26 protein-coding genes are annotated in these 25,223 nt (G+C 43.8%); 7 read left to right on the forward strand and 19 right to left on the reverse strand.

The window, feature by feature from the left end:
- Positions 1 to 64: 64 nt before the first annotated feature.
- From BM243_RS10065 to BM243_RS10115, 11 genes are all read right to left on the reverse strand, one after another.
- Complete coding sequence (locus tag BM243_RS10065; RefSeq protein ID WP_074912240.1) at positions 65 to 1,078, reverse strand: 2-thiouracil desulfurase family protein; 1,014 nt, start codon at positions 1,076 to 1,078, stop codon at positions 65 to 67.
- A 146-nt stretch (positions 1,079 to 1,224) separates the two neighbouring features.
- Positions 1,225 to 2,070: a nitroreductase family protein gene (locus BM243_RS10070; RefSeq protein ID WP_083422744.1), complete on the reverse strand. Its 846-nt coding sequence runs from the start codon at positions 2,068 to 2,070 to the stop codon at positions 1,225 to 1,227.
- A gap of 1 nt (position 2,071) precedes the next feature.
- Entirely contained in the window at positions 2,072 to 2,614 is a 543-nt protein-coding gene (locus BM243_RS10075; protein WP_074912285.1) for a GNAT family N-acetyltransferase, read from the reverse strand.
- 1 nt (position 2,615) lies between these two features.
- A complete protein-coding gene (locus BM243_RS10080) occupies positions 2,616 to 3,812 on the reverse strand; it encodes a hypothetical protein (RefSeq protein ID WP_074912241.1) in 1,197 nt (398 codons plus the stop codon).
- Positions 3,813 to 4,889 (reverse strand): DUF58 domain-containing protein, encoded by a 1,077-nt coding sequence (locus BM243_RS10085; RefSeq protein ID WP_074912242.1) that lies wholly within the window; start codon positions 4,887 to 4,889, stop codon positions 3,813 to 3,815.
- A complete protein-coding gene (locus tag BM243_RS10090) occupies positions 4,886 to 5,833 on the reverse strand; it encodes an AAA family ATPase (RefSeq protein ID WP_074912243.1) in 948 nt (315 codons plus the stop codon). Before BM243_RS10090 ends, BM243_RS10085 begins: the two co-directional genes overlap by 4 nt.
- Positions 5,834 to 5,871: 38 nt before the next feature.
- Positions 5,872 to 6,315, reverse strand: a complete 444-nt coding sequence (locus BM243_RS10095; protein WP_074912244.1) for a hypothetical protein — start codon at positions 6,313 to 6,315, stop codon at positions 5,872 to 5,874.
- A 243-nt stretch (positions 6,316 to 6,558) separates the two neighbouring features.
- Positions 6,559 to 7,668 carry an autoinducer 2 ABC transporter substrate-binding protein LsrB gene (gene lsrB / locus BM243_RS10100; RefSeq protein WP_074912245.1) on the reverse strand — a complete coding sequence of 370 codons (1,110 nt, stop codon included), beginning with the start codon at positions 7,666 to 7,668 and terminating at the stop codon, positions 6,559 to 6,561.
- Between the two features lie 57 nt (positions 7,669 to 7,725).
- Positions 7,726 to 8,724: an ABC transporter permease subunit gene (locus tag BM243_RS10105; RefSeq protein ID WP_074912246.1), complete on the reverse strand. Its 999-nt coding sequence runs from the start codon at positions 8,722 to 8,724 to the stop codon at positions 7,726 to 7,728.
- Positions 8,721 to 9,746 carry an ABC transporter permease gene (locus BM243_RS10110; RefSeq protein ID WP_207646189.1) on the reverse strand — a complete coding sequence of 342 codons (1,026 nt, stop codon included), beginning with the start codon at positions 9,744 to 9,746 and terminating at the stop codon, positions 8,721 to 8,723. Before BM243_RS10110 ends, BM243_RS10105 begins: the two co-directional genes overlap by 4 nt.
- Complete coding sequence (locus BM243_RS10115; protein ID WP_074912247.1) at positions 9,743 to 11,269, reverse strand: sugar ABC transporter ATP-binding protein; 1,527 nt, start codon at positions 11,267 to 11,269, stop codon at positions 9,743 to 9,745. The genes BM243_RS10110 and BM243_RS10115 overlap by 4 nt, the downstream gene beginning before the upstream one ends.
- 290 nt (positions 11,270 to 11,559) lie before the next feature.
- Here BM243_RS10115 and BM243_RS10120 point away from each other — a divergent pair, with 290 nt between their 5' ends.
- The 5 genes from BM243_RS10120 (at position 11,560) to BM243_RS10140 (ending at position 16,275) form a co-directional block, all read left to right on the forward strand.
- A complete protein-coding gene (locus BM243_RS10120) occupies positions 11,560 to 12,483 on the forward strand; it encodes a sugar-binding transcriptional regulator (RefSeq protein ID WP_074912248.1) in 924 nt (307 codons plus the stop codon).
- A gap of 3 nt (positions 12,484 to 12,486) precedes the next feature.
- Positions 12,487 to 14,061: an autoinducer-2 kinase gene (gene lsrK, locus BM243_RS10125; RefSeq protein WP_242943542.1), complete on the forward strand. Its 1,575-nt coding sequence runs from the start codon at positions 12,487 to 12,489 to the stop codon at positions 14,059 to 14,061.
- 11 nt (positions 14,062 to 14,072) lie between these two features.
- The gene (locus BM243_RS10130) at positions 14,073 to 14,444 is read left to right on the forward strand and encodes a cupin domain-containing protein (RefSeq protein ID WP_074912250.1); all 372 of its coding nucleotides are present in this window, start codon (positions 14,073 to 14,075) and stop codon (positions 14,442 to 14,444) included.
- Positions 14,444 to 15,334, forward strand: coding sequence for a 3-hydroxy-5-phosphonooxypentane-2,4-dione thiolase (gene lsrF, locus BM243_RS10135; RefSeq protein ID WP_074912251.1), 891 nt, complete (start codon positions 14,444 to 14,446; stop codon positions 15,332 to 15,334). Before BM243_RS10130 ends, lsrF begins: the two co-directional genes overlap by 1 nt.
- 89 nt (positions 15,335 to 15,423) lie before the next feature.
- Positions 15,424 to 16,275, forward strand: a complete 852-nt coding sequence (locus tag BM243_RS10140; RefSeq protein ID WP_074912252.1) for a class II fructose-bisphosphate aldolase — start codon at positions 15,424 to 15,426, stop codon at positions 16,273 to 16,275.
- A 128-nt stretch (positions 16,276 to 16,403) separates the two neighbouring features.
- On the opposite strand, the gene BM243_RS10145 is transcribed toward BM243_RS10140, so the two are convergent.
- Positions 16,404 to 17,447 (reverse strand): GGDEF domain-containing protein, encoded by a 1,044-nt coding sequence (locus BM243_RS10145; RefSeq protein ID WP_177213505.1) that lies wholly within the window; start codon positions 17,445 to 17,447, stop codon positions 16,404 to 16,406.
- 20 nt (positions 17,448 to 17,467) lie between these two features.
- Positions 17,468 to 18,544, reverse strand: coding sequence for a cobalamin B12-binding domain-containing protein (locus BM243_RS10150; RefSeq protein WP_074912287.1), 1,077 nt, complete (start codon positions 18,542 to 18,544; stop codon positions 17,468 to 17,470).
- A 496-nt stretch (positions 18,545 to 19,040) separates the two neighbouring features.
- On the opposite strand from BM243_RS10150, the gene BM243_RS10155 reads away from it, so the two are divergent.
- Both BM243_RS10155 and BM243_RS10160 read left to right on the forward strand, forming a co-directional pair.
- A complete protein-coding gene (locus tag BM243_RS10155; RefSeq protein ID WP_074912254.1) occupies positions 19,041 to 19,364 on the forward strand; it encodes a PadR family transcriptional regulator in 324 nt (107 codons plus the stop codon).
- Positions 19,361 to 19,876 carry a DUF2812 domain-containing protein gene (locus BM243_RS10160; RefSeq protein WP_074912255.1) on the forward strand — a complete coding sequence of 172 codons (516 nt, stop codon included), beginning with the start codon at positions 19,361 to 19,363 and terminating at the stop codon, positions 19,874 to 19,876. Before BM243_RS10155 ends, BM243_RS10160 begins: the two co-directional genes overlap by 4 nt.
- A 51-nt stretch (positions 19,877 to 19,927) precedes the next feature.
- Here the strand turns inward: BM243_RS10160 and BM243_RS10165 are convergent, their stop codons facing one another.
- The 6 genes from BM243_RS10165 to BM243_RS10190 all read right to left on the reverse strand — a co-directional run bounded on the left by BM243_RS10165 (position 19,928) and on the right by BM243_RS10190 (position 25,113).
- Positions 19,928 to 20,440 carry a GNAT family N-acetyltransferase gene (locus BM243_RS10165; protein ID WP_083422747.1) on the reverse strand — a complete coding sequence of 171 codons (513 nt, stop codon included), beginning with the start codon at positions 20,438 to 20,440 and terminating at the stop codon, positions 19,928 to 19,930.
- Between the two features lie 26 nt (positions 20,441 to 20,466).
- On the reverse strand, positions 20,467 to 20,841 hold the full coding sequence (locus BM243_RS10170) for a DUF488 domain-containing protein (protein WP_074912256.1): 375 nt from the start codon (positions 20,839 to 20,841) through the stop codon (positions 20,467 to 20,469).
- A gap of 37 nt (positions 20,842 to 20,878) precedes the next feature.
- Positions 20,879 to 22,207 (reverse strand): MATE family efflux transporter, encoded by a 1,329-nt coding sequence (locus BM243_RS10175; RefSeq protein ID WP_074912257.1) that lies wholly within the window; start codon positions 22,205 to 22,207, stop codon positions 20,879 to 20,881.
- Between the two features lie 155 nt (positions 22,208 to 22,362).
- On the reverse strand, positions 22,363 to 22,929 hold the full coding sequence (locus BM243_RS10180) for a chromate transporter (RefSeq protein ID WP_074912258.1): 567 nt from the start codon (positions 22,927 to 22,929) through the stop codon (positions 22,363 to 22,365).
- A gap of 1 nt (position 22,930) precedes the next feature.
- A complete protein-coding gene (locus BM243_RS10185) occupies positions 22,931 to 23,494 on the reverse strand; it encodes a chromate transporter (RefSeq protein WP_074912259.1) in 564 nt (187 codons plus the stop codon).
- 14 nt (positions 23,495 to 23,508) lie between these two features.
- A complete protein-coding gene (locus tag BM243_RS10190) occupies positions 23,509 to 25,113 on the reverse strand; it encodes a gamma-glutamyltransferase family protein (RefSeq protein ID WP_074912260.1) in 1,605 nt (534 codons plus the stop codon).
- Positions 25,114 to 25,223: the final 110 nt, after the last annotated feature.

Consider the following 25,223-nt stretch of genomic DNA (forward strand, 5'->3'; position numbering starts at 1 on the left):
ATATTCTAAAGGAAAATTCTCACAATTACACTAGTATATGAAATACATTTAACGAATACTGAGTTTATTCTTCTTCTGGTAGAATTCCCTTTAAAGTATTCTCGATTTCTTCATCCATTTCAGCATCATAGGCTTCTACTTTGGGCATCCTTCTCTTATCTCTGTAGATCACTGGCGATGTCGCAAAAAACACCTCTTCCTCAAAAGCTGTCCTTTCCATGAGCAGAAGTTCTTTGGCAATGGTTGTGACATTACGCCTGAAATCAGGTGAATTGATTCCCTCCACTTCCTGACCTTTGGTTTTTCTATAGTACGAGTAGTTTTTCCAGAGGCTGTGGGTGATTTTCTTTACAGTGGATGGCTTCCGGAGGGTCTCAAGAATCTCCTTCCGGATGGACTTCATGGTATCTTCCTCTACATTCTTTGGAAGATCTGCAAGCTTTCTGCCAAGATCCCGTGCAAAGGTGTCATCAATCTCCTGACATAAGAATTTCAGCACATACCAGGCCTTATAGAGATCATCTTTATTCTCTAAAGGAAGAGATCTGAACCAATGGAACGCCAGGAGTCTTCGTCTCCAGTCCCACCATTTTATAGGGCTCTGCACATCTGTTGCTGGAATAAGAAACATTTCCTCATCCAGAAGCATTGCACCGAAAATCCCTGGAGGATTTCCCCGCTTCTGCTTTTTTAGTGAGGTTCTGTATACACCACAGGTTGGGCTTCCATCCATGTAGATATATGCTGTGGCATTGGCTCTCTTTAAAGTCTCCATACAGGAGCCGCATCCCAAAAGAACTTCTTCCGTCACATCCCTGCCTCTACGGTTTTTAATTTTGGCTTCTCCACTGAGCACCATGAGTCCGTCGCCTCCAGAAAGGTGTATAGGATCTCTAGGCACACCTAATCCAGACATGGTTTCAGGGCAGACGGGGCACCACATGAAGTCCTGCTTCTCCCGCCCCAGGGTAGCCAGCATATCCCACCCCTTGTTGTTGTAGCGTACAGGCGATCCCATACAGCAGGCACTGATTCCGATGGTGATTTTGTCGTGGATGACTACATTCTTCTTCTCCATTTTTATTCCCCACTTTCATACTTCTAGTATAGAAGTATACAAATTTTAATGATAAGAATATTATATATATTATTCATGCTCTATTGACGGAAGAATCCCCGATACCTCATCCTGTGATAAATTATTGAAAATTGAATCACTGTGGATTATTTGAACAAATAGGAAAAACGGTACAACGTTTCTTTTCCTAAGTCTTTCTCACCATCTCCCATTGTGATGAACTCTCCTTGGAGATTTCGCTCCAGCGCTCCCAGGTGGAAGTGACAAGCAGCAATACCAAGGTCCAGCCTCTGGATGTCATATGGGAAAGCATCGCTGTACCTTGGCGTTTTCTTCTCATAAAAGTGAACAACATGGTCCTCCACAAGAATTCTCCAAGGCTGTTTGTTGGAGGCTGAGGGGCCAAGACGGACCATTTCCAGTAGGTCTGAGAGAAGATTTTTGTCTTCTTTGGGATATGAGTTCTGAAAACTATCCTTGAAAAACAGTTCCTCAAAGGGCTTCCTCTGATTTCCTTTGGCAATAAATCTCACCAGACGGTCTGTCAGGCTTTTCTCTACTTTTTCGTACCCTACTGGGGTTATGGCTGGGAAAAGATATCCTTCCGGAACCACCATGGCTTCTTTGAAATCTTCTCTCTTAAAGGTTCCGCCCAGCCAGCAGGTGCCGATATTTTTAGACACCAGAAACAGCATCAGTCTCTCCATCTCATAGCCCAGTGCTTCTAGTGCCAAAGGACCGTCCTTCACCATGGCTCCAAGATAACTGGAGGCTCCTTTAATCACTCCGTAGGTGCCTAGATTCGTTGTGTTTTCAAGGGACTCCAGAAAGCGGAACTCCACCTTCACATGGAAAGGATTCTCTGAGGACTCCAAGAAGTCTCTGATCTCTTTTCGGTCTGCCTCAGTAAGAGGACGCTCTTCAAATGTTCGTATAGATTTTCTTTGTTCAATCAGTTTCATGATATCTTCTTTGATCCACTTCTTAGTCATATCATTCTCCACTCTTTCCTATGTTTTTAGCCATGATAATATCCGGTTTGTTCCATCCATTGGCATTGGGTATGACACCCACAATCTGATATCCTAATTTTTCATAGAATTCATAGGGATGTTCCTTGTAGTTTCTTACCCTCGCCATCTTCGCATAAAGATCTTCAAAAAGATTCCCCTCGGAAAGGCTGGTGGCAAAGCGTTCATCGTCTGTTCCCAGAAATATGGTCAGCACTCCTTTCTCAGAAAGAGTCTTCTCCAAAGCTTCCACAAGCTTTTTGCCAACACCCATCTTTCTAGCGTTATCTGCAACAACCAGTGGATGGAGTTCCCATCCGTAGGGTTTATAAGCTTCCAGCGCGGAGACAAATCCTAGAAATTCACCGTCTTTTGTGGCCTTATATGCAACTCGTTCTTCAGAAAGACACTCCATGACCTCATCCAGTCCACGCCCTTTATAACTATCAGGAAAAGCACTTTCTAGAAGACGGGCTGCTTTTTTCACATACTCTATTTCATGTATAGAAAACGGACTGATATCCATCTCATTTTTCATTGTGATTGTCCTCCAAATAGCTACTGAAATCATCCAAAAGATCCCTTGTCACAATTCTTTCACCATACCGCACTTCCTGATAAATTTTTCTGATTTTCACATGTTCTTTAGAAGAGACCTCTTCGGCCCTCACCGCAACATCCTCTGCGGTATCATAGAGATGGATCTCCATTTCTTTCCTGAGCTTCAAAAGATAGGTTCGGTATCTGTATCTGAGCTTCTCATAAAGCCCATCAGGTTCCTTCTCCCGAACAGTTTTTCTTCTCTGCACTTTATGTTCTTTTAAAGATTCCCGCTGCTCAATATATTCCAGTCCTTCCACAGGCTTTTCCCCTTTTTTCCTCAGGAAACGGTACAGAAGATAGAGGAAGGCCAGAATCAGAAGTAGGGACAACAAAGTCCTCAAGACAGGGTACTCCCTTGCATTTTCCACAAAAGAACTGAACTCTTCCTGAAAATCTTCCCCCAGTTCAGCACCTTGTGAATCATCAAACTGAGGTGGCCTGAAGAATCCTTTGAGTCTCGAAAACAGGGCATAAAAAGCAAAGGCGAAAGGATATACGATATATGAAAGTAAAGACACCAATACAAATCCAACTTGCTGTAAAAAAGTATAGAATAGGTTTCTGGCCTCCTCTGTACCAAGTACTGCTGACAAAAGGATGCTCACCAGGAGATACAGGAGGATTCTGTTTCTGCTTTTTTTCGGATCAATCCCCGCCTCCTGATGCCTTAGTGCAACACTCAAAAGGATGGTGGAGAAAAAGTACAAAAGCAAAAAGGGCAGGTTTTTTAGAAGAATCCAACGGACTTCCTCAGCCATAGAGGCCGTCACACCCAAAAAGAGAAGAAGCCCATAGCTTATTTTAAACCGTTGTGACAGGTCTTTCGGGTCCAGTATACCAAGCCTCACATCATAGTACACATAAAGCACTCCAGTGTAAGCGATGGAAAAATATGCTCTTTCTGTTGTAAAAGCTAAGAGCAGAGGAAACACAAAAAGCAGTGGGATCAGCAGTAGATTCCATGGCCTTTTTCTCCATTTTCTCCAAAGAAATAAAGACGAAATCCCTACAGCGTAGAAGAGGATAAAAAACCCCTCCCATGGATCAACCTCAAAAGGAATCATCAGAATGGATATGGTCAGGGAGAACACTCTAAGGAGTTCCAGTAAAAGCAGCGCCATCTAAAATCCCCCTTTATATACTTCCATTTCTTTTGGGAGCCGGTTCAGATTCTCTTCTCGTGCAGACAGTACGACACTTCTGCCAAAGGCTTTAGAGAAGGATCTGAGCGGACTAAGATACTCTTTGAGTATCCCTGGTGTCACCAGGACAAAGGTCTGATAGGCTTGTCTGTTCCTGGTGAACCCTTTTAAGGATTCCTCCAAGGGCATGGCGATGACTTTCCCCATTTTCCCAAGAATCTCGTTGTACTTCCTCAGGCTTTCTTTTGATAGGCCTGGCGGAAAGTAATAGCCTCTTTGTGATGCATGATTATTGTAGGCATTGGACGCAAAACTGAAGGGAATGTTTTTACTCGTAAGCTCCTCCATGACAGCGCGCATGATGACAATGGCGTTTTCCATCGCCTCCAGATCCGGATTTTTCCAAAAGGGTTTTGCCGTTTCCAAATTCAGAAAGAGAAGTACACTTTTTTCAGCCGTAAAGTCAAACTGCTTCACCATCAGATGATCATGTTTCAGTGTAGAGGGCCAGTGAATGTATCTTTGAGACTCCGCACCAGTATACTCTCTGATGCCCCGAATCATCAGCGGGTCGTCCATGATCCATCTTTTGACCGAGACCTCTCCTTGAAAACTATGATAAGGAATCACAATCTTCCGAAGCATCTTTTTTTCCGGCAGGATCACAACCGGAACTTTCAAAGAAATTTCCTGGTAGGTTTCATAAAACCCCAAAAAATCTCCTACCTTCAAAGTGGCCGCTTCCACATGGTACAGCCCCCGCTTGGCAGCCTTCAGCTCATAGATTCTTCTGACTCTCTGATACGGCATGAGTACAAGGCTGTAGCTGTTCACTTCCACAGAAAATGAAGGATCATAATATTCATCCACCTTAAGAAAGGGCAGTGTCAGTGGTTTTCTGTTTTCAATGACAGGCATGACTTTAATGGTCTCCCCGATTTCATATGCTTTTTTGTCAGTACTCGTTCTATATGTGAGAAATCTTCCACTGTACAAGAAAAGCACTCTGTTTATAAGAAGAATCACCAAAAGGAGCATTACGAAAAGTCCAGTCATATATCCTCTCCAGCTTCTTCCAGCGGCACTGGAACTTGAGTCAGAAGATCTTCAATCTTACGCATTGCTGAAGCGACGCCATAGGCATCTTCACTGACGATTCTATGGTTCAGCACATAAGGTGCCATCTTCTTCACATCTTCCGGCATCATAAAATCTCTTCCGTCAAAAGCAGCAGACACCTGGGAAGCTCTAAAAAGTGCAATACTTCCTCTGGGACTTACGCCCATGGTGATCTCCTCATCTTCTCTCGTCGCCCGTACCACCTGGAGCAGATAAGAGAGCACCTCATCTGTGCATTTCACTCCTTTGACTTCAGTAATGAGAATCTTCAGTTCTTCCTCACTTACCACTGAAGAGAGGGTTTCCAGGAGATTGCCCAAGGTTTGGCGCAGGATTACCTTTTCTTCCTCCAGACTCGGATACCCCATGCTGATTCTCATGAGAAACCGGTCCATCTGAGCTTCCGGCAGCGGAAAAGTGCCGTAGGTCTCTACTGGGTTCTGCGTGGCAAGGACAATAAATGGCTCAGAAAGCTTTCTTGTCACTCCATCCACGGTAATCTGTCTCTCTTCCATGGCTTCCAAAAGAGCTGCCTGAGTCCTGGGAGTCGCACGGTTGATCTCATCTGCCAGGATCACATTGGCAAACAGAGGTCCTTTACGGAACTCAAACTCCTTTTCTTTCTGATTGTAGAAACTGATCCCGGTGATGTCTCCAGGAAGAAGGTCTGGGGTAAACTGTATTCTTTTGAACGGAAGATCCAGAGTCTTTGAAAAAGAACGTACCATCACGGTTTTCCCCATGCCAGGAAGATCCTCCAATAGGATGTGCCCCTGGGCAAGAAAAGCAGTAAGGAGAAGCTCAATCTCATCATTTTTCCCCACAATCACTTTAGATACATTTTCCAGAACCTTTTCTTTGAACTGTTTGATTTTTTCCATATGTCCTCACTTTCATACTGCTACTTTTTAGTTCTATCTTATCTTGGCCATGCGTAAGCCAGCGCGATGACAAAAGACATGGATGCCGCATAATAATACATCCAGTTACTTCTCTTCATTCTGAACACACCTAGGGTTAGGAGAAAAAAGAGCACTACAATGCTAAGGGCTAAAAACGGCGTTTCATAATACTTCAGAATCACCACAACCAACGCCATGGTAAAGGGCGAGATAAAAAGCAGAGATTTCAGCAGATCATTTTTCAGAAACCTGCCTACTAAAATATAAGCAATAAAAATACCTGCCATGGTATAGAATCTTGCTCTGTCCATTGGAAAAAGCTGTGGATTTCCACCTGCAATGAACCGTTCCCCAAGAAGCACTACTCCGTAATAAGCCATAAAAGTCAGCCCCAGCAGCAAAACCCCGCCTACAGTAAGAATCAGTACCGGCACCACTTTGTGTTTCAGATCCGGTTTCATCTTTTTCGCTTCCTTCCCCTCATTATTGCGCTGTGATTTTTATAGTCATCTGTACAGTATAATTATATCAGAATTGATGGAATCTTAGTAATATTCTCGAACTATACCTCAGGGAATTTGTCGAGATGCGAGTATCATTACAGCTCACAAAAAACCACCGAAAATGAATAGAAGCTTACCCATAATCTGGATAAGCTTCTATATTCAGAGGATTTTTGGTTTGATTCCTTCTATTTGGGGTGTTTAGAAGTCGTAGTCGTCAATGTTGTCTATGGTAAATACAACTCTTTCTGGAAGATAGATGATACCACTGTCTTCTGCTTCGTAGTCATATCCCTGTGTCTTATTGGATTCTACAGTTACCTTTCCAACACCAGGCACATCCAAAGTATCTCCAACTTTCAGTTCGTTGCCTGCGCCCAGCCAGTATCCTACATAAGCACTGATTGCTCCCTGGATCTTAACATCCCAGAGACCATGAGCCTTTACAGTACCGTCTTTCACGAAATCTCTCATAGAGTTCGGGCTTGCAAAACCAGTAATGATAACTTCTCCGTCCTTGCCAAGATTCTTTGCTGCCTGAGCCATTGCTGGAAGAGCAGTGGAGTCTGGGCATAGGATTGCATCGATGTCTCCATATGTCTGAAGAATTGACTGTCCAACCTGAAGAGATTTCTGAGCATCCTGCTCACCATATTGTGTTGTGACAAGTTCCCAACCTGGATACTTGTCAGCGATGTACGCTTTCGCAGCTTCCACCCATGCATTCTGGTCCGTAACTGTAGGGCTGGAGTAGAAGAATGCAAATTTTGCACTTTCTTTCTGTGCATCAGTCATCTGATCAGCGGCCATATCCACGAGCATATGTCCAAGATCCTCTGCAGTTCCCTGGTTTACGAAAATAGATCTGTGTGTTGGATCCACGTCTGAATCCCATGTGACAATCTTGATTCCCTTGTCTCTTGCATTTTGAAGAGCCTGGTTCAGACCATCTGGTGAAAGAGACGAAACAACGATGGCATCTGCTCCCTGATTCACTGCACTGTTGATGATCTGTACCTGATTGGCAACTGCCGCTTCAGGGGAACCGTCATACTTCACATTGAATCCCACTTCTTTGCCTATTTCCTGTGCACCCATGTTCCCAGATTCGAAGAACATGTTTCCAGTCAGCTTAGGTATAAACACAACATTCACATCTTTAGGGTCTTTGATTTCACCTTCGCCAGCTGGCTCTTCAGCTCCAGGCGCAGGAGTTTCAGGTGTCTCTTCTGCTGGTGTAGTACATCCAGCCAGAATACCAAGTGTAAGTGACAATCCGAGAATTAAGGACAAAACTTTAGACTTTTTCATAATTACCCTCCATGAATTATATTGTTTATTAAATGACTTACGCCAATTCAACCAAAATTAGTTTTTTATGATATTTCTTTGTGGCATCAGATGGTTCAGTGCATTCCGAAGATCTACCCCTCTCAGCGCTACCGCTGTGATCAGAAGAATTCCTTCTCCGATACTGATGTGCTGACTTGAAATACCAGCCATCTGGGAACCGAAACGGAAGAATCCTACGATAAGTGCAGCCAGCGCTGTCCCAAACACACTGCCTCCGCCACCGGTGATCAGTGTTCCCCCAAGAACTACCGCGGTGATGATCGGCATGGTTAAGGTCGCACCATGGTCTGGTCTTGAACTTCCAAGATAGGAAGTCATAATGACACCTGCAATGGATGCTGCGACTCCAGAAAGCATATAGACACTCATAATGACAGGTTTAAGCTTGATTCCTGAATATTTTGCTGCATTGGGATTGATTCCGATGAGGAAAATGTAACGTCCATATTTTGTCTTATGCAGCAATACATAAGATACAATAAACAAAGCAATCAGAATAAGCAGCGGGATTGGCAGATAAAGGATGCTTCCATTGGAAAGATTGATAAAGGATCTTGGGAAGTTTCCAATCCCCTCATAGGTGCTTGCTCCTGAAAGTCCCATGATAACCAGTGACAGTCCTGAGAAAAACAAGCTGGTTCCAAGAGTTGTGACCATGGGCTGAACGCCAACATAGGAAACGAGATACCCGTTCAGAGAACCTGCCAGAAGTCCTACCATCAAAGCCAAAGGCACGGTGAGCCAAATGTTGATGCCCAGAAGTTTCCATAGGAGCCCCATACTGATAGAAGTTAGTCCAATGATGGATCCTGATGAGATGTCCATACCACCGGTGATGATGACAAAAGTGACAAATAATGACACAATCCCGATGGCGACAAAGTCATTGATGCTGTATAGCAGTGTCCGCAAGTTCAGAAACTTGGGATTTATGGCACCGAAGATCAGAATTTCAGCAAGAAGCAGTACAATCAGCATGGTTTCCCATCTCATAAATTTTCTGTATTTTTTCATGACAGTACCTCCTCCTCGCTAAAAACTTCTTCAGTTTGAATTTTCTTCTTCAGCAGTTTCTCCTGCTTTGCTTTATTTTTCAAGTATCGGTTGATCAGTGCATCCGCTGTTACAATAAGGACCAAAAGAAGTCCTGAAATGGTGTTGTTCCAGAAAGCCGGAATCTTCAAAAATACCAGCGCACTGTTGATTGATGTCATAAGAAGAGCCCCTAAGGATGCCCCAAACACTGATCCGATTCCACCATTAAGACTCACACCACCAAGCACTGCTGCAGCGATGGTGATCATTTCCAGACCGTTTCCAGCCACATTGGCCACGAACCCAACCTGACTTGTATAAACAAGACCTGCCAAAGATGCAAAAACTCCAGAGAGCACAAAAGCGAAGATCTTATATCCATTTACAGGAATACCGATGAGGTTAGCACCATCTTTGTTGTCCCCAATCGCTGCGAAGTACTTTCCTTTTTTTGCATACTTCAGATATAAAGAGATCAGAAGCATAATAAACAGGACCACCAGCAAAAAAGTGCTTGTTCCCAGAATCTTATGCTGGGATGCTCTCTTGAAATAATCAGGCAGATTCTCTACCCATGCACCTTTTGTATACACGATCATCAAGCCTCTAACCAGGCCATTCATGCCCAAGGTCATAACAATAGAGGGGATTCTCAGTTTTACCACACCAAATCCATTGATGAGACCAATGAGGGCACCTACTGTTATTCCTGCAAGGATAACCAGAGGTAATGCTGTGCCTTCTCTAAGAAGTGTTGCACTCACCGCTGCACTCATCCCTAGCGTAGAGCCTATGGACACATCGATTTCTTTACTGATTAAGACAAAATAGATACCGATGGCTAGGAGTATATACATGACACTGTTCTGAAGCGTCAGTGAAATGTTGCCTGGAGATACAAAGCTTGGATTAACTGTTCCAACAAAAGCAAAGAGCACTGCAATGAAGATGATGACCGTAACTTCTCTTGCTTTCATCAGTTTAATCATAATATTTTTCATCTGCCTACCTCCTTTGTGAGCACATTAAAGGATGCAGCCATGATGCTGTCAAGATTCATCTCTTCTCTGCACATCTCAGCATTGATGCTGCCGCTGTACATGGTAAGGGTTCTGTCACAAAGACTTACTATTTCTTCTAAGTCTGATGAAATCATGAGTACAGCCAAACCTTCCTCTTTCAGTTTAGAGACAATTTTATAGACATCTGCACGGGCAGCTGCATCGATCCCTCGGGTGGGCTCATCAAGAATAATCACCTTCGGATTAGAAGCAAGAACCTTTGCTATCACGCATTTCTGCTGATTTCCACCTGAGAGGGATCCTAGGATCTGTTCTTCATCTGTCACTTTTATTCTGAAATCATCAATGTACTTTTGTGCCACATCCACTTCTTTCTTTCTCTTCGTAAAGAATTTAGAAACAGCAGACATGGATGCTGCGGTAATGTTCTCCACTACGCTGGTAATCTTGAAGATTCCATTTGCGTGTCTATCCTCTGGTACATAGTTGAGACCAAGATCTACCACTTCTTTCGTTGAAAGTCCTGTGATGTCTTTCCCATCTAAATAGACCTTGCCTGAAATCACTGGTTCTATTCCGAAGATTGCTTCCGCAAGCTCTGTTCTTCCTGCACCAACAACTCCCGCTATTCCAAGAACCTCACCCTCATGCAGCTGAAGTGAGATGTCCGTAAAGCCATATCCTGTCAGATTGCTTACTTCAAGGACGATTTTCCCTTGCTGCACTTCAGCAGGTTCCGCTTCTTTCATCTCAATCTCTCCACTGGAGTCCACCTCAACATTTTGTGGCAGAAGGTTTCTAATGAGATCCTTTTTAGTATACTCACTTACTTTTCCTTCACTGGTGATTCTGCCATCTTTCAATATGACAACATCTGTTGCAAGTTCAAACACTTCATCCAGTCTATGGGTAATATAGATGATTCCAATCCCCTGATTCTTCAACCTCTCTACCATCGAAAATAGTGTTTTGATTTCTTTAAAAGTAAGAGAAGAGGTCGGTTCATCCAAAATCAGCACTTTTGCTTCCCTTAATAGACCTCTCAGGATTTCAATCAGCTGCTGGTCAGCGATAGATAAAAGTTCAGCGTTGCGTCCCAGAGCAATCTTCCATCCAAGATCCGAAATGATCTGCTCCAGTTTTTTCTTGTTCGCCTTTCTATCCCCAGGCAGTCCGATGAGGATGTTTTCTTCTGCCGTCATATTGGGAAACAGCATCGGTTCCTGCGGTACAAGATACACCCCCAGATCCAGTGCGTTGGATGGCTTGAAAGTTTTGATTTCCTCATTCCCAATATATACGCTTCCTTTATCCGGAAAGTAGATGCCCATGATAATCTTCATGAGTGTACTTTTACCTGCACCGTTTCCACCAATCATGGCAGTAATCTGCCCTTGATGGAGACTTAATGTAACACCTTTCAGCACCCGGTTGTCAGAAAACGATTTCTCTATGGAGTCCAAATATAAAAGTCTTTGACTTTCTTTTAAATTGTGATCCAAAATGTACCCTCCTTGAAATCGATTTGATTGATTAAATCCATAGTAATTTATAACATTTGTTTTGTCAACAATATTTTGTTTAAAATTATTTTGTTTTGATATCACGTCTGCAGCACTTGCTCGCATCATTCGGTAAAAATCTATGGTTTACAACGATTAACACAATTCATCAATCGTTTTCATTCTTTAGGGTTGACAGAAAGCGTTCCCTATCCATATAATGAATTAAGTAACAAAAATTTATTTATAAAACATTTGTTGTGATTATGATGATTAATCGGGGGTGTCCAATGGTCAAAGAAGATATGATCTTTAAAGTAGCCTGGTATTACTATATGGAAGGTATGACTCAGCAGCAGATATCCGAGCTTCTGGATATTTCTAGAATGAAAGTCGTTTCTTTTCTGGAGCAGGCTCGACAGGAAGGTATGGTTCAGTTCAAAGTAAGAAGCGAGCAAGGAAACCGTATAAAACTTGAAAAAATGATCATTGAAAAATACGGTCTGGAAGACGCATACATCGTGCCTACTTCTCCAGACAATATCAATAAATCCATTGCAAAGGCTGCAGCACAATACATCAACGAAAAGCTGAAGGAAGATGATTTCATTAACATCGGTTATGGAGAGACGATTTCCTACACCTTACATTATCTTCTTTCTTATCTGGAGAAAAAGGTTTCCTTTATTTCTTTGGCTGGTGGTGTGTCCGTGTATGCCAATGCATTGATTGGTTCCTCCCAGCAGAGGAACAGCTTTAATCCAGCCGACATCTATCTCATTCCGTCCCCTCTGATCCTTTCTACACCAGAGCTTGCAGAAACCTTCTGTAAAGAGAAATCAGTGAAGAACATCATGGACATGACTCAGTCCTCCGATTACACAATCATCGGTATAGGGGCGCTCAATAGAGATGCTACCATCTATAAAGAAGGACACATCTCCGATTCTGATTTGAGAGTCTTGGAGAGAAAAGGTGCCATTGGGGACATATTGAGCCAGTTTTATGATAAAGACGGCAACATTCTGGATGTGGAGCTTCATAAGCGTCTGATCTCCGTGAAACTGGATACATTGAAAGAAAAGAAGAACGTCATTGGTATTGCAGGCGGTCCAGGAAAACTTCCATCTATGCATGCTGCACTCATTTCTGGCATCGTGGATATCCTGATCACAGATGAAGAATCTGCTCAGGCGCTGCTTGACCAATACTAGGAGGTGTATGACTTGAATAAAAAATACTTGATGGCAATTGATGGGGGAACCGGGAGTATCCGTGCTGTGGTGTTCGATACAGAAGGCAATCAGCTGAGTTCTCATCAGCGAGAATGGTTCCATCATGAAGACCCTGCCTATCCTGGTTCCATGAATTTTGACTGGGAAACCAACTGGGCACTGGCGAAGGAATGCATTGATGAAAGCATTAAAAAGGCAGAGATACACTCTAAAGACATCTTGGGCATCAGTACAACCAGCATGCGAGAAGGGATCGTTCTTTATGATGAAAATCTGAAGGAACTATGGGCATGTGCAAATGTGGACTCACGTTCATCAAAAGAAGCATCTGATATGATCGTCCATCATCCTTCTATTGAAAAAGATATCTACATGCTTTCAGGACAGACTTCTGCTCTGGATGCCATTCCCCGTCTGCTTTGGGTCAAAGAAAACCTGCCAGACATTTATGAGAAAACTCGTTATATCAATATGTTCAATGACTGGCTGATCTATAAACTTACAGGGATTATGACGTCTGAGCCCTCCAATGCGTGTACTACTGGTATCTTCAACATTGCAACACGCGCATGGGCTCCAGAGATTCTTTCAACCTGTGGTTTGAAGGAAGACATACTGCCCCCCATCGCAGAAAGTGGTACGGCCATTGGTAATGTCTCTTCCCAATGCTCTGAGGAAACTCTTCTCTCCACTGAGACAGTTGTGGTTTCAGGAGGAGGAGATGCACAACTGGGCGGAGTAGGCACCGCAGTTGTGAAAGACGGTCAAATTGGCATCTTTGGCGGGTCTTTCTGGCAGCTGGAATACAACACCAGTAAAGTTCAAGTGCAGGAAGATATGAAGCTACGAGTGAACTGTCATGCTGTCCCTGGCATGTGGCAGTATGAAGCAATCGCATTTAATCCAGGACTTGTTCTGAGATGGTTCAGAGATGCCTTCCTGGATTTAGACAAAGTAAAAGCAGAAGAACAAGGAAAAGACGTTTACGATCTGATGAATGCAGAAGCCGAGAAAATCCCTGTAGGCAGTTATGGTCTTTATGGTGTTTTCTCCAATATTATGGACTACAAGGCATGGAGACATGCCGCACCAACTTTCACAAACTTCGGACTGGATCCATTCAAATGGAATAAGTACACATTCTATCGGAGTATTTTAGAGAATGCAGCATTTGTCACCCGAGGACATTTAGACCTGGTGAAAGAAGCCACCGGAGACAATCCTTCTGAAGTGATCTTCTCCAACGGCGCTTCCAAAAGCCCCCTATGGTGCCAGATTCTCGCAGACGTCCTTGGCGTTACAGTAAAAGTCCCTATGGTAAAAGAAGCCACAGCATTAGGCGCTGCCATTTGTGCAGCTGTTGGCGCTGGACTTTATAAAGATATACAGTCTGCTGCTCAAGCCTTTGTCCAGTGGGACAAGGAGTATACACCCAATGATGAAAATCATAAATTGTATACTGCTCTATTTGAGACCTGGAAAAAGATCAACAACCACCAGCTTCAACAAGCTGATGAGGGACTGACTACACACATGTGGAAAGCCCCAGGAATATAAGGAGGAACACGATGTATCATCTCAACGAAAATGACCGGGAGTACCGTTTTGGGGATAGTGGCCCAAAATATCTCATGAAAGGTCCACGCTCTAACTTTGCTCTGGTGCAGTTTATGCCCGGGCAGGATTTCCCAAACCACTATCACAATATTATGGAAGAGAACTTCTATATGATTGAAGGAGAATTGGAATTCATTATAAATGGTGAACTGATTGTTGCAAAACAAGGTGACTTTATCCATGTGGAGCCAAAGGAACATCACTATGTGCGTAATGCATCCAACCATCCTGCAAAAATGACTTCTTCCCTGGCACCATACCAGGAGATTGATAAAGTCGAGGCACCACTAGAAGAAAACCTGAAAATGAAGGAGGCAAAATAATGGCAGATTTAATCGGAAACAAGAGTGCAAAGGAATACTTTGAGAATATCCCCCAAAGAAGATCCCAGTTTGATCTGAAAGGGCTTGATAATGTAGATTGGGGTATGAAGGACCGTATGTCCAAGATATTCAACCCTAAAGACAACAGAAGTCTTATGCTCGCCTTTGACCATGGATACTTCATGGGCTCCACACAAGGACTGGAACGTATTGATATTCAGATTCAGGATATCGCAAAGCATGTAGATGCGCTTATGGGCACAAGAGGTGCTTTCAGAACAAGCATTTCCCCTACCAACAACAAAGCTGTGGCATTAAGAGTATCCTCAGGATCCACCATGGCATCAGAAGACATCACAAAAGAAATCATTTCAGTTGATATTGAAGATGCGATCAGAATGAACGCAGCCTGTATGGCGGTTCAGACCTTTATCGGTACAGATCAGGAAACAAACTCTCTGAAAAACCTCTCTGATGTAATCAATGCTGGAAACAGATACAGCATACCAACCATGGGTGTAGTTGCTGTAGGTAAGACCATGGAAAGAACATCTAGATTCTTCCTGCTTGCCACAAGAGTTATTGCAGAGCTTGGTGCTCAAATCATCAAGACTTACTACTGTGACGACTTTGAAAAAGTTGTTGCTGCTTGTCCTGTGCCAATCGTTGTAGCTGGTGGCAAGAAGCTTCCAGAGAAAGAAGCACTGGAACTTGCATATAAATCCATAAACTCAGGCGCTGCAGGAGTTGATATGGGAAGAAATATCTTCCAGTCTGAATCTCCAGAAGCTATGGTACAAGCCGTCGCCAAGGTTGTTCATGAGAACTTCTCCGTAGATCAGGCATTTGAACTTTACAACGATCTGAAGAATGAGCTTACCAAGAAGTAACCCCTTAGGATCATCACAAACGAAACCCCTATCCCCCAAATAACAAAACGAGCGGAATCCGCTCGTTTTTCTGCAAAGGAGATGTTTTAATGCTTGTAAATATGAATGATGTGCTGAAAAAAGCCCAGGACCAGCAGTATGCAGTCCCTGCATTTGACACCGACGTCAGCCTCCTTCTGAAAGCAACCGTAGATGCCGCAAAGGACATGAGATCCCCTGTCATCCTTCAGTTCCATGAACAGGACCTGGAAAATGAAAATATATATTATGTGACCTCACTGGTCGAAGGAATTTCAAAACATTATCAGATTCCTGTCGTCCTTCATCTGGACCATGGAGAACACCCTGAAAAAATCAAGCGAGCCATAGACCATGGATTCACTTCCGTTATGTATGATGGTTCTCATCTTCCATTAGATGAAAATATCCGGAACACAAAAGAAATTGCAGACTATGCACATGCCCATAACGTATCCGTCGAAGGTGAGCTGGGTCACGTCGGTGGAAGTGATCTGGACTTCAACGATACGGGCGAGTCCCTTCTGACCAACCCGCAGGATGTCGTAAAATTCGTCACTGAAACTGGAGTGGACGCCTTGGCAGTTTCCATAGGCACTTCCCATGGTGTGTATAAATCAGAACCAACCCTGAACCTTGATGTTTTGAGGGAAATCAGAAAAGCAACAGATGTTCCACTTGTCATTCACGGTGGCTCTGGAACGCCACCAGATCAGCTGAAGGCTGCAATACAGGAAGGCATTGTTAAAGTCAACATTTTTGCCGATTTAAGACTCGCATTCAAGAAAGGACTGGACAAAGCCTCAATGGATATCAGCAGGCCAGATCCACTGCCCTTTGAGCTCTATCAACCTATCCAAGAACAGCTGAAAGAAGCGGTTAAAGCTAAAATACAGCTGTTGGGTTCAGAAAATAAAGCATAGAAAAAGAAGCGGTTCATATTTTTTTGAATCGCTTCTTTTCTTACCATTTTTCTTCAAGATGCCCCTGTCCCCTAAGCCACTTCATTTCATTTCTTGCACTTTTCGCCTAGTGGTTTTTTCTACATAGCTTATAAGATCACCGTTTTCTTTTTCTTGTATCTGTCCATTTTGAAACTGCTGTAGCTTTTCTTTCCATTCTTCTTGATTTCATACATGGCAAAGTCTGCATACTCTATAAGATCATAAATATCTCTGGTGTCCCTTCCATAAATGGACATGCCTACACTGCAGGAAACTGGAAACTCTTTCTGCTCTATGAGGATGGGCTTTGCCAGCACAATTTCAGTAATGGCTTTCCACAGGTTTTCTTGGTGCATCCTCTCCACTTTGTCGTACCCATGAAGATATACACCAAACTCATCCCCAGAAATTCTCATACAGATGAGCTGGTCAAAAGGAAGCAGCGCAAGCCTCCCAGCGAAGGCTTTTAAAAACTCATCTCCAGCACGGTGGCCGAAAGTGTCATTGATGCTTTTAAAATCATCCAGATCGATAAAGGCAAAGATCCCCTCTTTTTCCGGATTTTTTCTGATCATACCCAGGATCTCATCTCTATACTGGTACCTGCTTACAAGTCCTGTCAATGCATCCTTCACAAGGCGGCTGCTGAGCTCTTCATTGGCTTCATTGAGCTTCGCATTGGCTTTCAGAAGCTCCCTTTTCATATTGAGAAGATCATTATTGAGCTTCTGCACTTCCTCAAATGCTTGACGGATGAGAAGTTCATCCTTTGTATTGATTTCTCCATAGGAATCTCTCACCACCCCCATAAACCGGTGGATGATGCTGCTCAGCTCCTCTTTTTCTACTGAACTTCCGAAAATATCCCGTCTAAGCCCATGGATGAGCATCCGGTCCTCCATCTGCATCATGCACAAGGAGACCTCTTCTCCAATCAGGGTCTTAAAGCTTCCTGCACAGGAGACTGGTTTATTTGTATTTCTGGCTTCTGTAAACATTTCTTTCATTCTCAATTCTTCTTCAGGAAGAAAAATCTCCTGAATTTTCTTCTGATAGGGAGAAATCAGATACACCGGTTCATACCAGAACGTATGGATGATATTCATTTCATTATCACATTGAACCAAAAAAGATACTGCACTATTCAACATCCGATGCTCCTTCTCTCTTCTCATGATTTACAAGGGTACTCCGCCCACCTGAGAAGATCTATGGCTTTGTTCCCATAATAGTCCGCTCCCCAGTCTCTCCACAGGTTGCTGGCACTTTTAAACCCCTGTCCTCCTACCGCGACAAGAAGTTCAGGGTGCGCTTCTTTTATTCCTCTCACCATTTCCTCACAGTGAGGCAGATAAGGCGGCATGGTCACAGACAGTGCAACCAGCTGAGGTTTGTATAATCTGATGGCCTCCATGACTTTCTCTAAGCTCACACCAGCACCTAGGTAATGGGTATCCCATCCCTCATGTTCAAAAATATCGGAAAGCATTCTGATGCCCATCTCATGAAGTTCACTGCCCACTGCAAGTGAAACGAGAACTTTGTTCTTTCTCGGCCTTGAAAAGATCTCCTCAAAATAATGGGACATCACCGTCTGGGTCACAGAAGTGGCATAATGCTCCTTATCCACAGAAATGATGTTACGATGCCATAGTACACCAATCTCATGCATGGTTTTCGCAAGAATATGTTCATAAATATCAAGCAAGGGAATCCCACTACTTTTTGCTTGTTCAATGATTTCTTCCGCTTTTTCTGTTTCCCCTTCCAGAAGTGCTTGAAGATAAGCCTGTCTGATTTCAAGATGGTCTCCTTGGAGAAAACCGCTCTCAGAAAAATCATCCTCCCTCTGCTCCACTACTGCATTTACTGCACTCAGAAGATAACTGGATGCTGTACTGATCTCCTGTTGTGAAAGAATAGAGCTGCCTTCTTCTTCTATCACCGTTTTCATAATCCTGAAATGATCCACGATGATGGTGGTTACTCTCTCTTTTGTAAAATCCTTCATGAGACTGCGCAAGAGTTCATGAAGCCATTTGGCATACTCTGTAAAAATTTTCTCATCCTGAAATCTCACCGCTGTGAACAAAAAACTGATGTTATAGGTAATGTCCGCATACATGAGCCTTTTTCTTCGATCATCAAATTCCTTAGAAAGAACCGGATCTTTTTCAAATTGTATTCTGTAAATCATTTGGGCAAGAGTTGTGAACTTTGGATCATTAAAAGGTACAAACAGACTCATCGTATCACGTTCCTTTCCATATCTTACTCTTTCGTTTTTTGTGCCATCTCTCTTCCTGATGCTGTGCTTCAACAACATGTGCCTACCGCTTCATTTCTCTTCATTCCCAGCGGTTCCCACTGCATATCGTTTCTATTTTATCATGTCGCAGGCATGGTAACACATTTCTTTCCTATTTATTTTTATTGTCAAAACAATTTAAAGTAACTTCATTGACCAGAGAACACATTTTCTATAGTATACAACAAATAGATAAATGTACCTATTATATTTTTATTTGACTTTATTTATTTTAATTATATCCAGCAATCATCATCATTCCGGTTATAATTCAGTCATCTAAGCATAGACTCTTATACCTTGATGACCCTCTTCCGGAGTCATGACCCTATCCATTTTGACGCATTATTTCTCCATTTTACATCTTGACGTGATGTATCGCATCGTGATACACTAAGTTATATCAAGGCGCGATATAGAAGAGGAGATAGAACTTATGGACGAAATTCATAAATATTTACCCATGACCGAGACTGCCTACTATATTCTTCTTTGTCTGAAGAATCCTGAACATGGATACGGCATCATGCAGCGTGTGGAAACCATGACAGAAGGCCGTATCAAGATTGGGCCAGGAACCATGTACGGAACCCTGTCCAAACTGGAAGCCCAGCAGCTCATATCACAAGTGGAAGAAGTGGATAGAAAAAAAATATACAAGATTACAGACAAAGGTTTATCGCTTCTTAAGTTTGAACTGAAAAGACTGAAAGAACTGATTGAAAACGGAGTCAGCATTATGGAGGTGAAAAGATCATGAAAGAAACACAAAAGAAATTTATCTGGTGGTGGGGATGGAATCCGGATCCATTGGAGTCCGAGCTGGAAGAACAGGCGAAAAGAGGCTGGGTCATCGATCAGGTGGATCCTCTATGCATATGGATCCGATTCAGAAAAGGAACACCACAGCAGCGTAGATTCGCCACCGACTATCAGCCGGAGGCTTCCAAAGATTATCTGGAGATATTCCAGGCAGACGGATGGCATCTGGAATGGACTGGCGCCAATGGCTGGTATCTGTTTTCCAAAGCGTATACAGACGAGAGACCTGAAATTTTTACAGACAACACCTCTCTTATTGAGAAGAACAACCGCATACTTAAAGTGCTTTTGCCCCTGTTCATCATGCTGATTGTTCTCTTTGTCACCATTGTCCTACCTGTACTGAAAGAGCCCTTTTATGTGGGTCTTTATGTGTTTGCACTGGGACTCTACACTTATATCTTTACACAGGTTTGGCTCCATAATAGAAAACTCAAAATTGACATCTGATAATAAGAAGCTGTGCTTTCCTTCGTGGAAGCACAGCTTCTTATTATCATTCTACAATTCCTTCTTCATCAAATAATCCGTTTGAGCGTCCTCTCCCAGCAGAAAAACATGCTCCGAGAATTTAACAAATCCCAGCTTCTCATAAAAGGAAATGGCTGCAGTATTTTTTTCCCATACACCCAACCACAGGTACGGTGCGTGATGATCCATGGCAAAGGAAAGAGCACTCTCCATCATAAATTTGCCGATGCCTCTCCCTTTGAACTCCTTGTATACATAGATCCTCTGGAGCTCCACTGCATTCTCATGGCCTTTTTCTGTTTGTGCAGACTGCTCATTGAGTTTCATATATCCAGTGATTTTTCCTTCTGCAAGGGAAAAAAAGAAATGGGAATGTGGATGCATCAGCTCTTCTAGAAGCTGCTTTTCTCCTAGATCTTCCTCCAAGTACTTTCTAAGATCCTCTTCTGTATTTTCTTTTCCAAATGTTTCAATAAATGTTTCCCTGCTGATTTTCTGAAGTGCTTTCAGATCCTCAGGCAGGATCTTGCATAGTTCCATCATGATTCTATCTCCTTCTCTTTTTCGTTTTAGTCCTTCGGTGTTTCACCCAATCTCATTTCAAGGAATCTCTTCAACACAGGCACATGGCTTTTTTCAAGATCCTTCACAGAAGACAGCAGTATCAGATCCTTCTCCTTCAGAAGCCTTCTCCACTCCTCCATAAGGTCTTCCTGCAGCGTCATCCTCTGCAGCTCCTCCCAATAGGATGACTGAAACTCTTCATAGGTAAGCACTTCTTCATGGTATGCTTTCCGAAGTTCAGTTGAAGGCGTCAGCTCTTTTGGCCAAAAATCCAGTGCTGCATTTTCTTTGGAAATGCCCCTGGGCCATAATCGGTCCACAAGGATCCGGACTCCATCCACAGTTTTCTCCTCATATATCCTTTTCATCCTGATCGGCATCTTCAGCACTCCTCGTTTTTTCTCATTATACTACGGGTTATGCAGGAATACTCTTTTTCACCGGCAAGGACTTCTCTTTTCCTATGAAATACAGAGAACATCCGATGACGAGCACTTCCGTGGCTAAGAACGACATCCATACCCCATCCATCTTAAACAGCTCTGCCAGTATCATCACCATGGGTACCATCACAAATACTCCACGCAGAAGCGATAGAAGGAATCCCTGAGCAGCTCTTTCCACTGCGCTAAGATACGTGCTGATGATGATATTGACTCCAGCGAGCAGTAGACCTGAGAAATAGAGCACAAGGCCTCTTTCTGCAAGAACTGCAATCTTTTCATTGTCTTCGCCATTAAAAAGCGCCACCATCGGTGCGGAGAACAAGAGGGCTGTGATGTATAAGATTCCACCAATGAGTGCTGCTGAGCATAGACCATACTTCAGAACTTCCTTCAGCTGCTTTTCTTTTTTCTGTCCATAATACTTACTCACCAGAGGCTGCATCCCTTGGGAAAGACCCGTGAAAATCGCAAGGCAGACCAGCGCAAGGTTCGCCACAATCCCATAAGCTGCCACGCCTAGATTTCCTTCAAGTTTTAAAATCACCAGATTGAAAATCATAAGAACCAGTCCGGAGGATACTTCCACCACGAAAGAAGATGCGCCTAAAGTAAAGTGGTCCATCATCATTTTCCACGAGAATCTGCTTGTGAATCCTTCAAACAGATCTTTTCTCCTACGGAAATGGGGCACAAGAAACAGCATGCTGATCACTGGCGCTAGTGACGTCGCAAAGACCGCCCCAAATATCCCCATTCCGAGAGGAAACATGAAGATATAGTCCAGGATGATGTTGGAAAGGCTGCCAGCGATCATGGCGGTCATGGCCCCCTTGGGGTTTTGGTCATTCCGCACAAAAGCCAGGAGAATGTTGTTGAAAAGAAAAAACGGAGAAAACAGAAGAATGGTGCCCAGATAGGTTTTTGTCATGGCAAAGGTTTCACTGTCTGCCCCAAGAAGAACCGCAATCTGATCTGTAAAAAGAATCCCTGCCACCATAAAAAAGAAACTGAACATCAGCCCCGTTTTCAGACCGTGCTGAAAAATCTCCCTGCTTTCCTTCTGCTTCCCTGCAGACTTCAGAATGGCAAAGCGCGTGGCTCCACCAATCCCCACCATAAGCCCCACCCCATGGAGGATGCTGTAGATAGAGATAGAGAAATTAAGCGCTGTGAGCCCCAAAGGCCCAAGGCTTTTAGCGATGAAAAAAGTATCCGCGAGAATGTAGATGGAGATGGCCATCATCCCCATGATATTAAGGCTCACATATCTAAAAAATGTTTGAAAGACTGATGTATTCATACGATGCTCCTTTTTCACAGAAAAACAAGGTGCTCATAGCACTCCTTCTTAGACCTAACGGAATGCTGTGAACACCTTGCAGCCTTTACCCGGTGGCAAAAGCGAAGTTTTCTTATTTATTTACTTTATGATTTTAGTGGATATGTCATTTCTTGTCAAGAAAAGAGCTGAAGAAGAAGATTCCCACCGATGCCAATAAACGCGCCGATGACAATGAGCACAATGAGATCGAACCGTTTGGAAAGCTTCAGGAAAAATCCGATGATAAAGGCCACCACAGCCACAACACTGATATTTGATACTGAAACAGCCCCCTCAAAAAGAGAGCTCTCCATCATACTGATGGCAGCGATGGCAATGAGACCTACAATACCAGGTTTCAGTCCTTTCAGCATTTTGTCCAGGAATCCAATCTTCTTGTCACGGAAGATAAAATAAGCCAGAATCATCATGAGGATAAATTGTGGCGTCACATTAGCTAGAGTTGCCACAATGGCGCCGGGGACACCAGCAACCTTGGTTCCCACAAAGGTCGCAGAGTTGATGGCAATGGGACCTGGGGTCATCTGAGAAAGAGACACAAGATCCGTCATTTCTTTGATGCTCATCCATCCACGTTCTTCCACCACAAATCTCTGAATGAGGGGAAGCACTGCATAGCCTCCACCGAAGGCAAAGGCTCCGATCTGAAGAAATACGAAGTACAGCTCGAGTAATACCATGTTACTTCACCTTCCCTTCATCCACCAGGGTAAAGGTGGCAAACCCAAGAAGCGCCAAGGTCAGAATGATGATGATGGTGTGGACCTGAAAAAAGAAACTGGCCACAAAAGCGCCGACCATCAGTATCAGACTGAAGATTTTATGTTTCTTCAGGGCAGCTTTTCCCATATCATAGACCGTCAGCACCAGAACAGCGCTGATGACGCCTCCCATGCCAAGAAGCGCGGACTTCACCCAAAAATTATTGGAAAAAGCATCATAGAAGTAAAACAGAACAGAGATGATAATAAGGCAAGGCAAAACAGAAGCCAAAAGAGCAGTTAGGGCCCCTTTCCATCCTCTCAGTCTGTACCCAGTAAGCAGCGACGTGCTGATGGCCATGGCGCCAGGCCCAGACTGGGCAAGGGCAACAAGGCTCAGCATTTCCTCTTCATCAATGAGTCCTCTTTTTTTCATAAATTCATCCCGGATCACCGGTACTATGGTATAGCCTCCACCGAAGGTCACGGCATTGATCTTAAAAAAGGTGCCGAAAATCTCCATGAGAGAGATACTTTCTTTCATTTTTCATTCTCCTTTTAGTATACTGCAGGATTGCTGTCGGTTCGTGATTCTGTCCCCACTGCATAGGCGCCGGAGTCCAGTTTGATGATGATCTGTCCTCGGCCAAAGTGAGATCTGTCCTCTTCCACCTGCACGTCATGCCCCTTGCTTTTAAGATCTTCCATGACATTTTCATCAAAAGCCTTCTCCACCATGAAGGACTTTTCCTTCACCCACTGCCATCTGGGCGCATCCAGTGCCATTTGTGGATTCATCTGGAAGTCAATAAGGTTGGAGACCACCTGGAAATGACCCTGGGGCTGCATGTAGCCGCCCATGACCCCAAATACAGCCTTACATTTGCCTTCTTTCATGAGCATTCCCGGAATGATGGTGTGATAGGTCTTCTTCCCTGGCCCCAGGACATTCACATGACTTTCCTGAAGACTGAAATCAGCCCCCCGATTCTGAAGAGAGATTCCGGTGCCTTCCACCACAATGCCGCTGCCAAATCCCATATAGTTGGACTGGATCATGGAGACCATATTGCCATCCTTGTCTGCAGTATTGAGATATACGGTGCCGCTGGTATACGGATCATCATAGGAATGGATCACCGCTTCTTCTGTGATGGACTGATGTCTTTTCCTTCCATACTCTTCTGTTAGAAGCGCTTTGGGATCCATCCTCATGACCTTTGGGTCAGTAATGTAGTGCATGCCATCTGCAAAGGCCATCTTCATGGACTCAAACATTCCATGATAGTAGGCAGCATCCCTTCCTTCAATCTCCTGGTTCTTAAAGATGTTCAGCGCCATCAGCGCAACCATGCCCTGACCGCTGGGTGGAAGCTCCACCACATCATATCCTTTATAGTGTACAGAAAGAGGTTCCACAAAAGAAGACTCGAAAACCTCCAGGTCGCTCTTTCTGAGATATCCTCCGTGCTTTATGGCATCTTTTTCAATCCGCTCCGCAAGCTCCCCTTCATAAAAGGCTTTCGCTCCAGTTTCAGCGATCTTTCTCAGCGTCTTTCCATGATTCGGAAGCTTCACTATCTGGAAGGGTTCTGGTGCCTTTCCATCAAAGGTGAATGTACGGAACCATTCCTCATATTGAGGGTCGTCTTTGTAAATGACCTGATATTGGTTGAAGGCTCTTTGCCACATGAGCGCAGTGTGTGCCCCCACAGGAAATCCATTTTCCGCATAGTCTATGGCAGGAGCCAGACACTCGGAAAGGGATAGATTTCCAAATCTTTCGGAAAGACTGGCCCATCCTTTGGGTGCTCCCGGAACCGTCACAGGCGTCCAGCCATGAACTGGCATCTTCTCATGTTTTTCTCTGATTTCATCTAGCGAAATGCCCATGGGAGATGGTCCATTGGAGTTCATTCCGTAAAGTTTATCCTTCATCCAAACCAGTGCAAAATTATCACTGCCGATGCCATTGGCTGTGGGTTCCACAACGGTCAGGCAAGCTGCCGCTGCAATGGCTGCATCCACGGCATTTCCACCTTTTTTCAGCATATCAAGACCAGCCTGTGCAGCCAACGGATTTCCCGTTGCCACTACGCCTCTTGCAGCACCTAGGGTCAGTCTCTCTGACGCATAAGGCTGAATATTTGGATCAAATTTCATTAAAAATCGCTCCTCACACACATACTATAGTGCCGGTACTATTTCCTTTATTCCTGCTTCTCTTAGGATTTTAGTCCCTTTCAGCATAGAGATCCCCGGCCACATCCCTC

It is taken from the genome of Proteiniclasticum ruminis (assembly GCF_900115135.1).
Lineage (GTDB): Bacteria > Bacillota > Clostridia > Clostridiales > Clostridiaceae > Proteiniclasticum > Proteiniclasticum ruminis_A.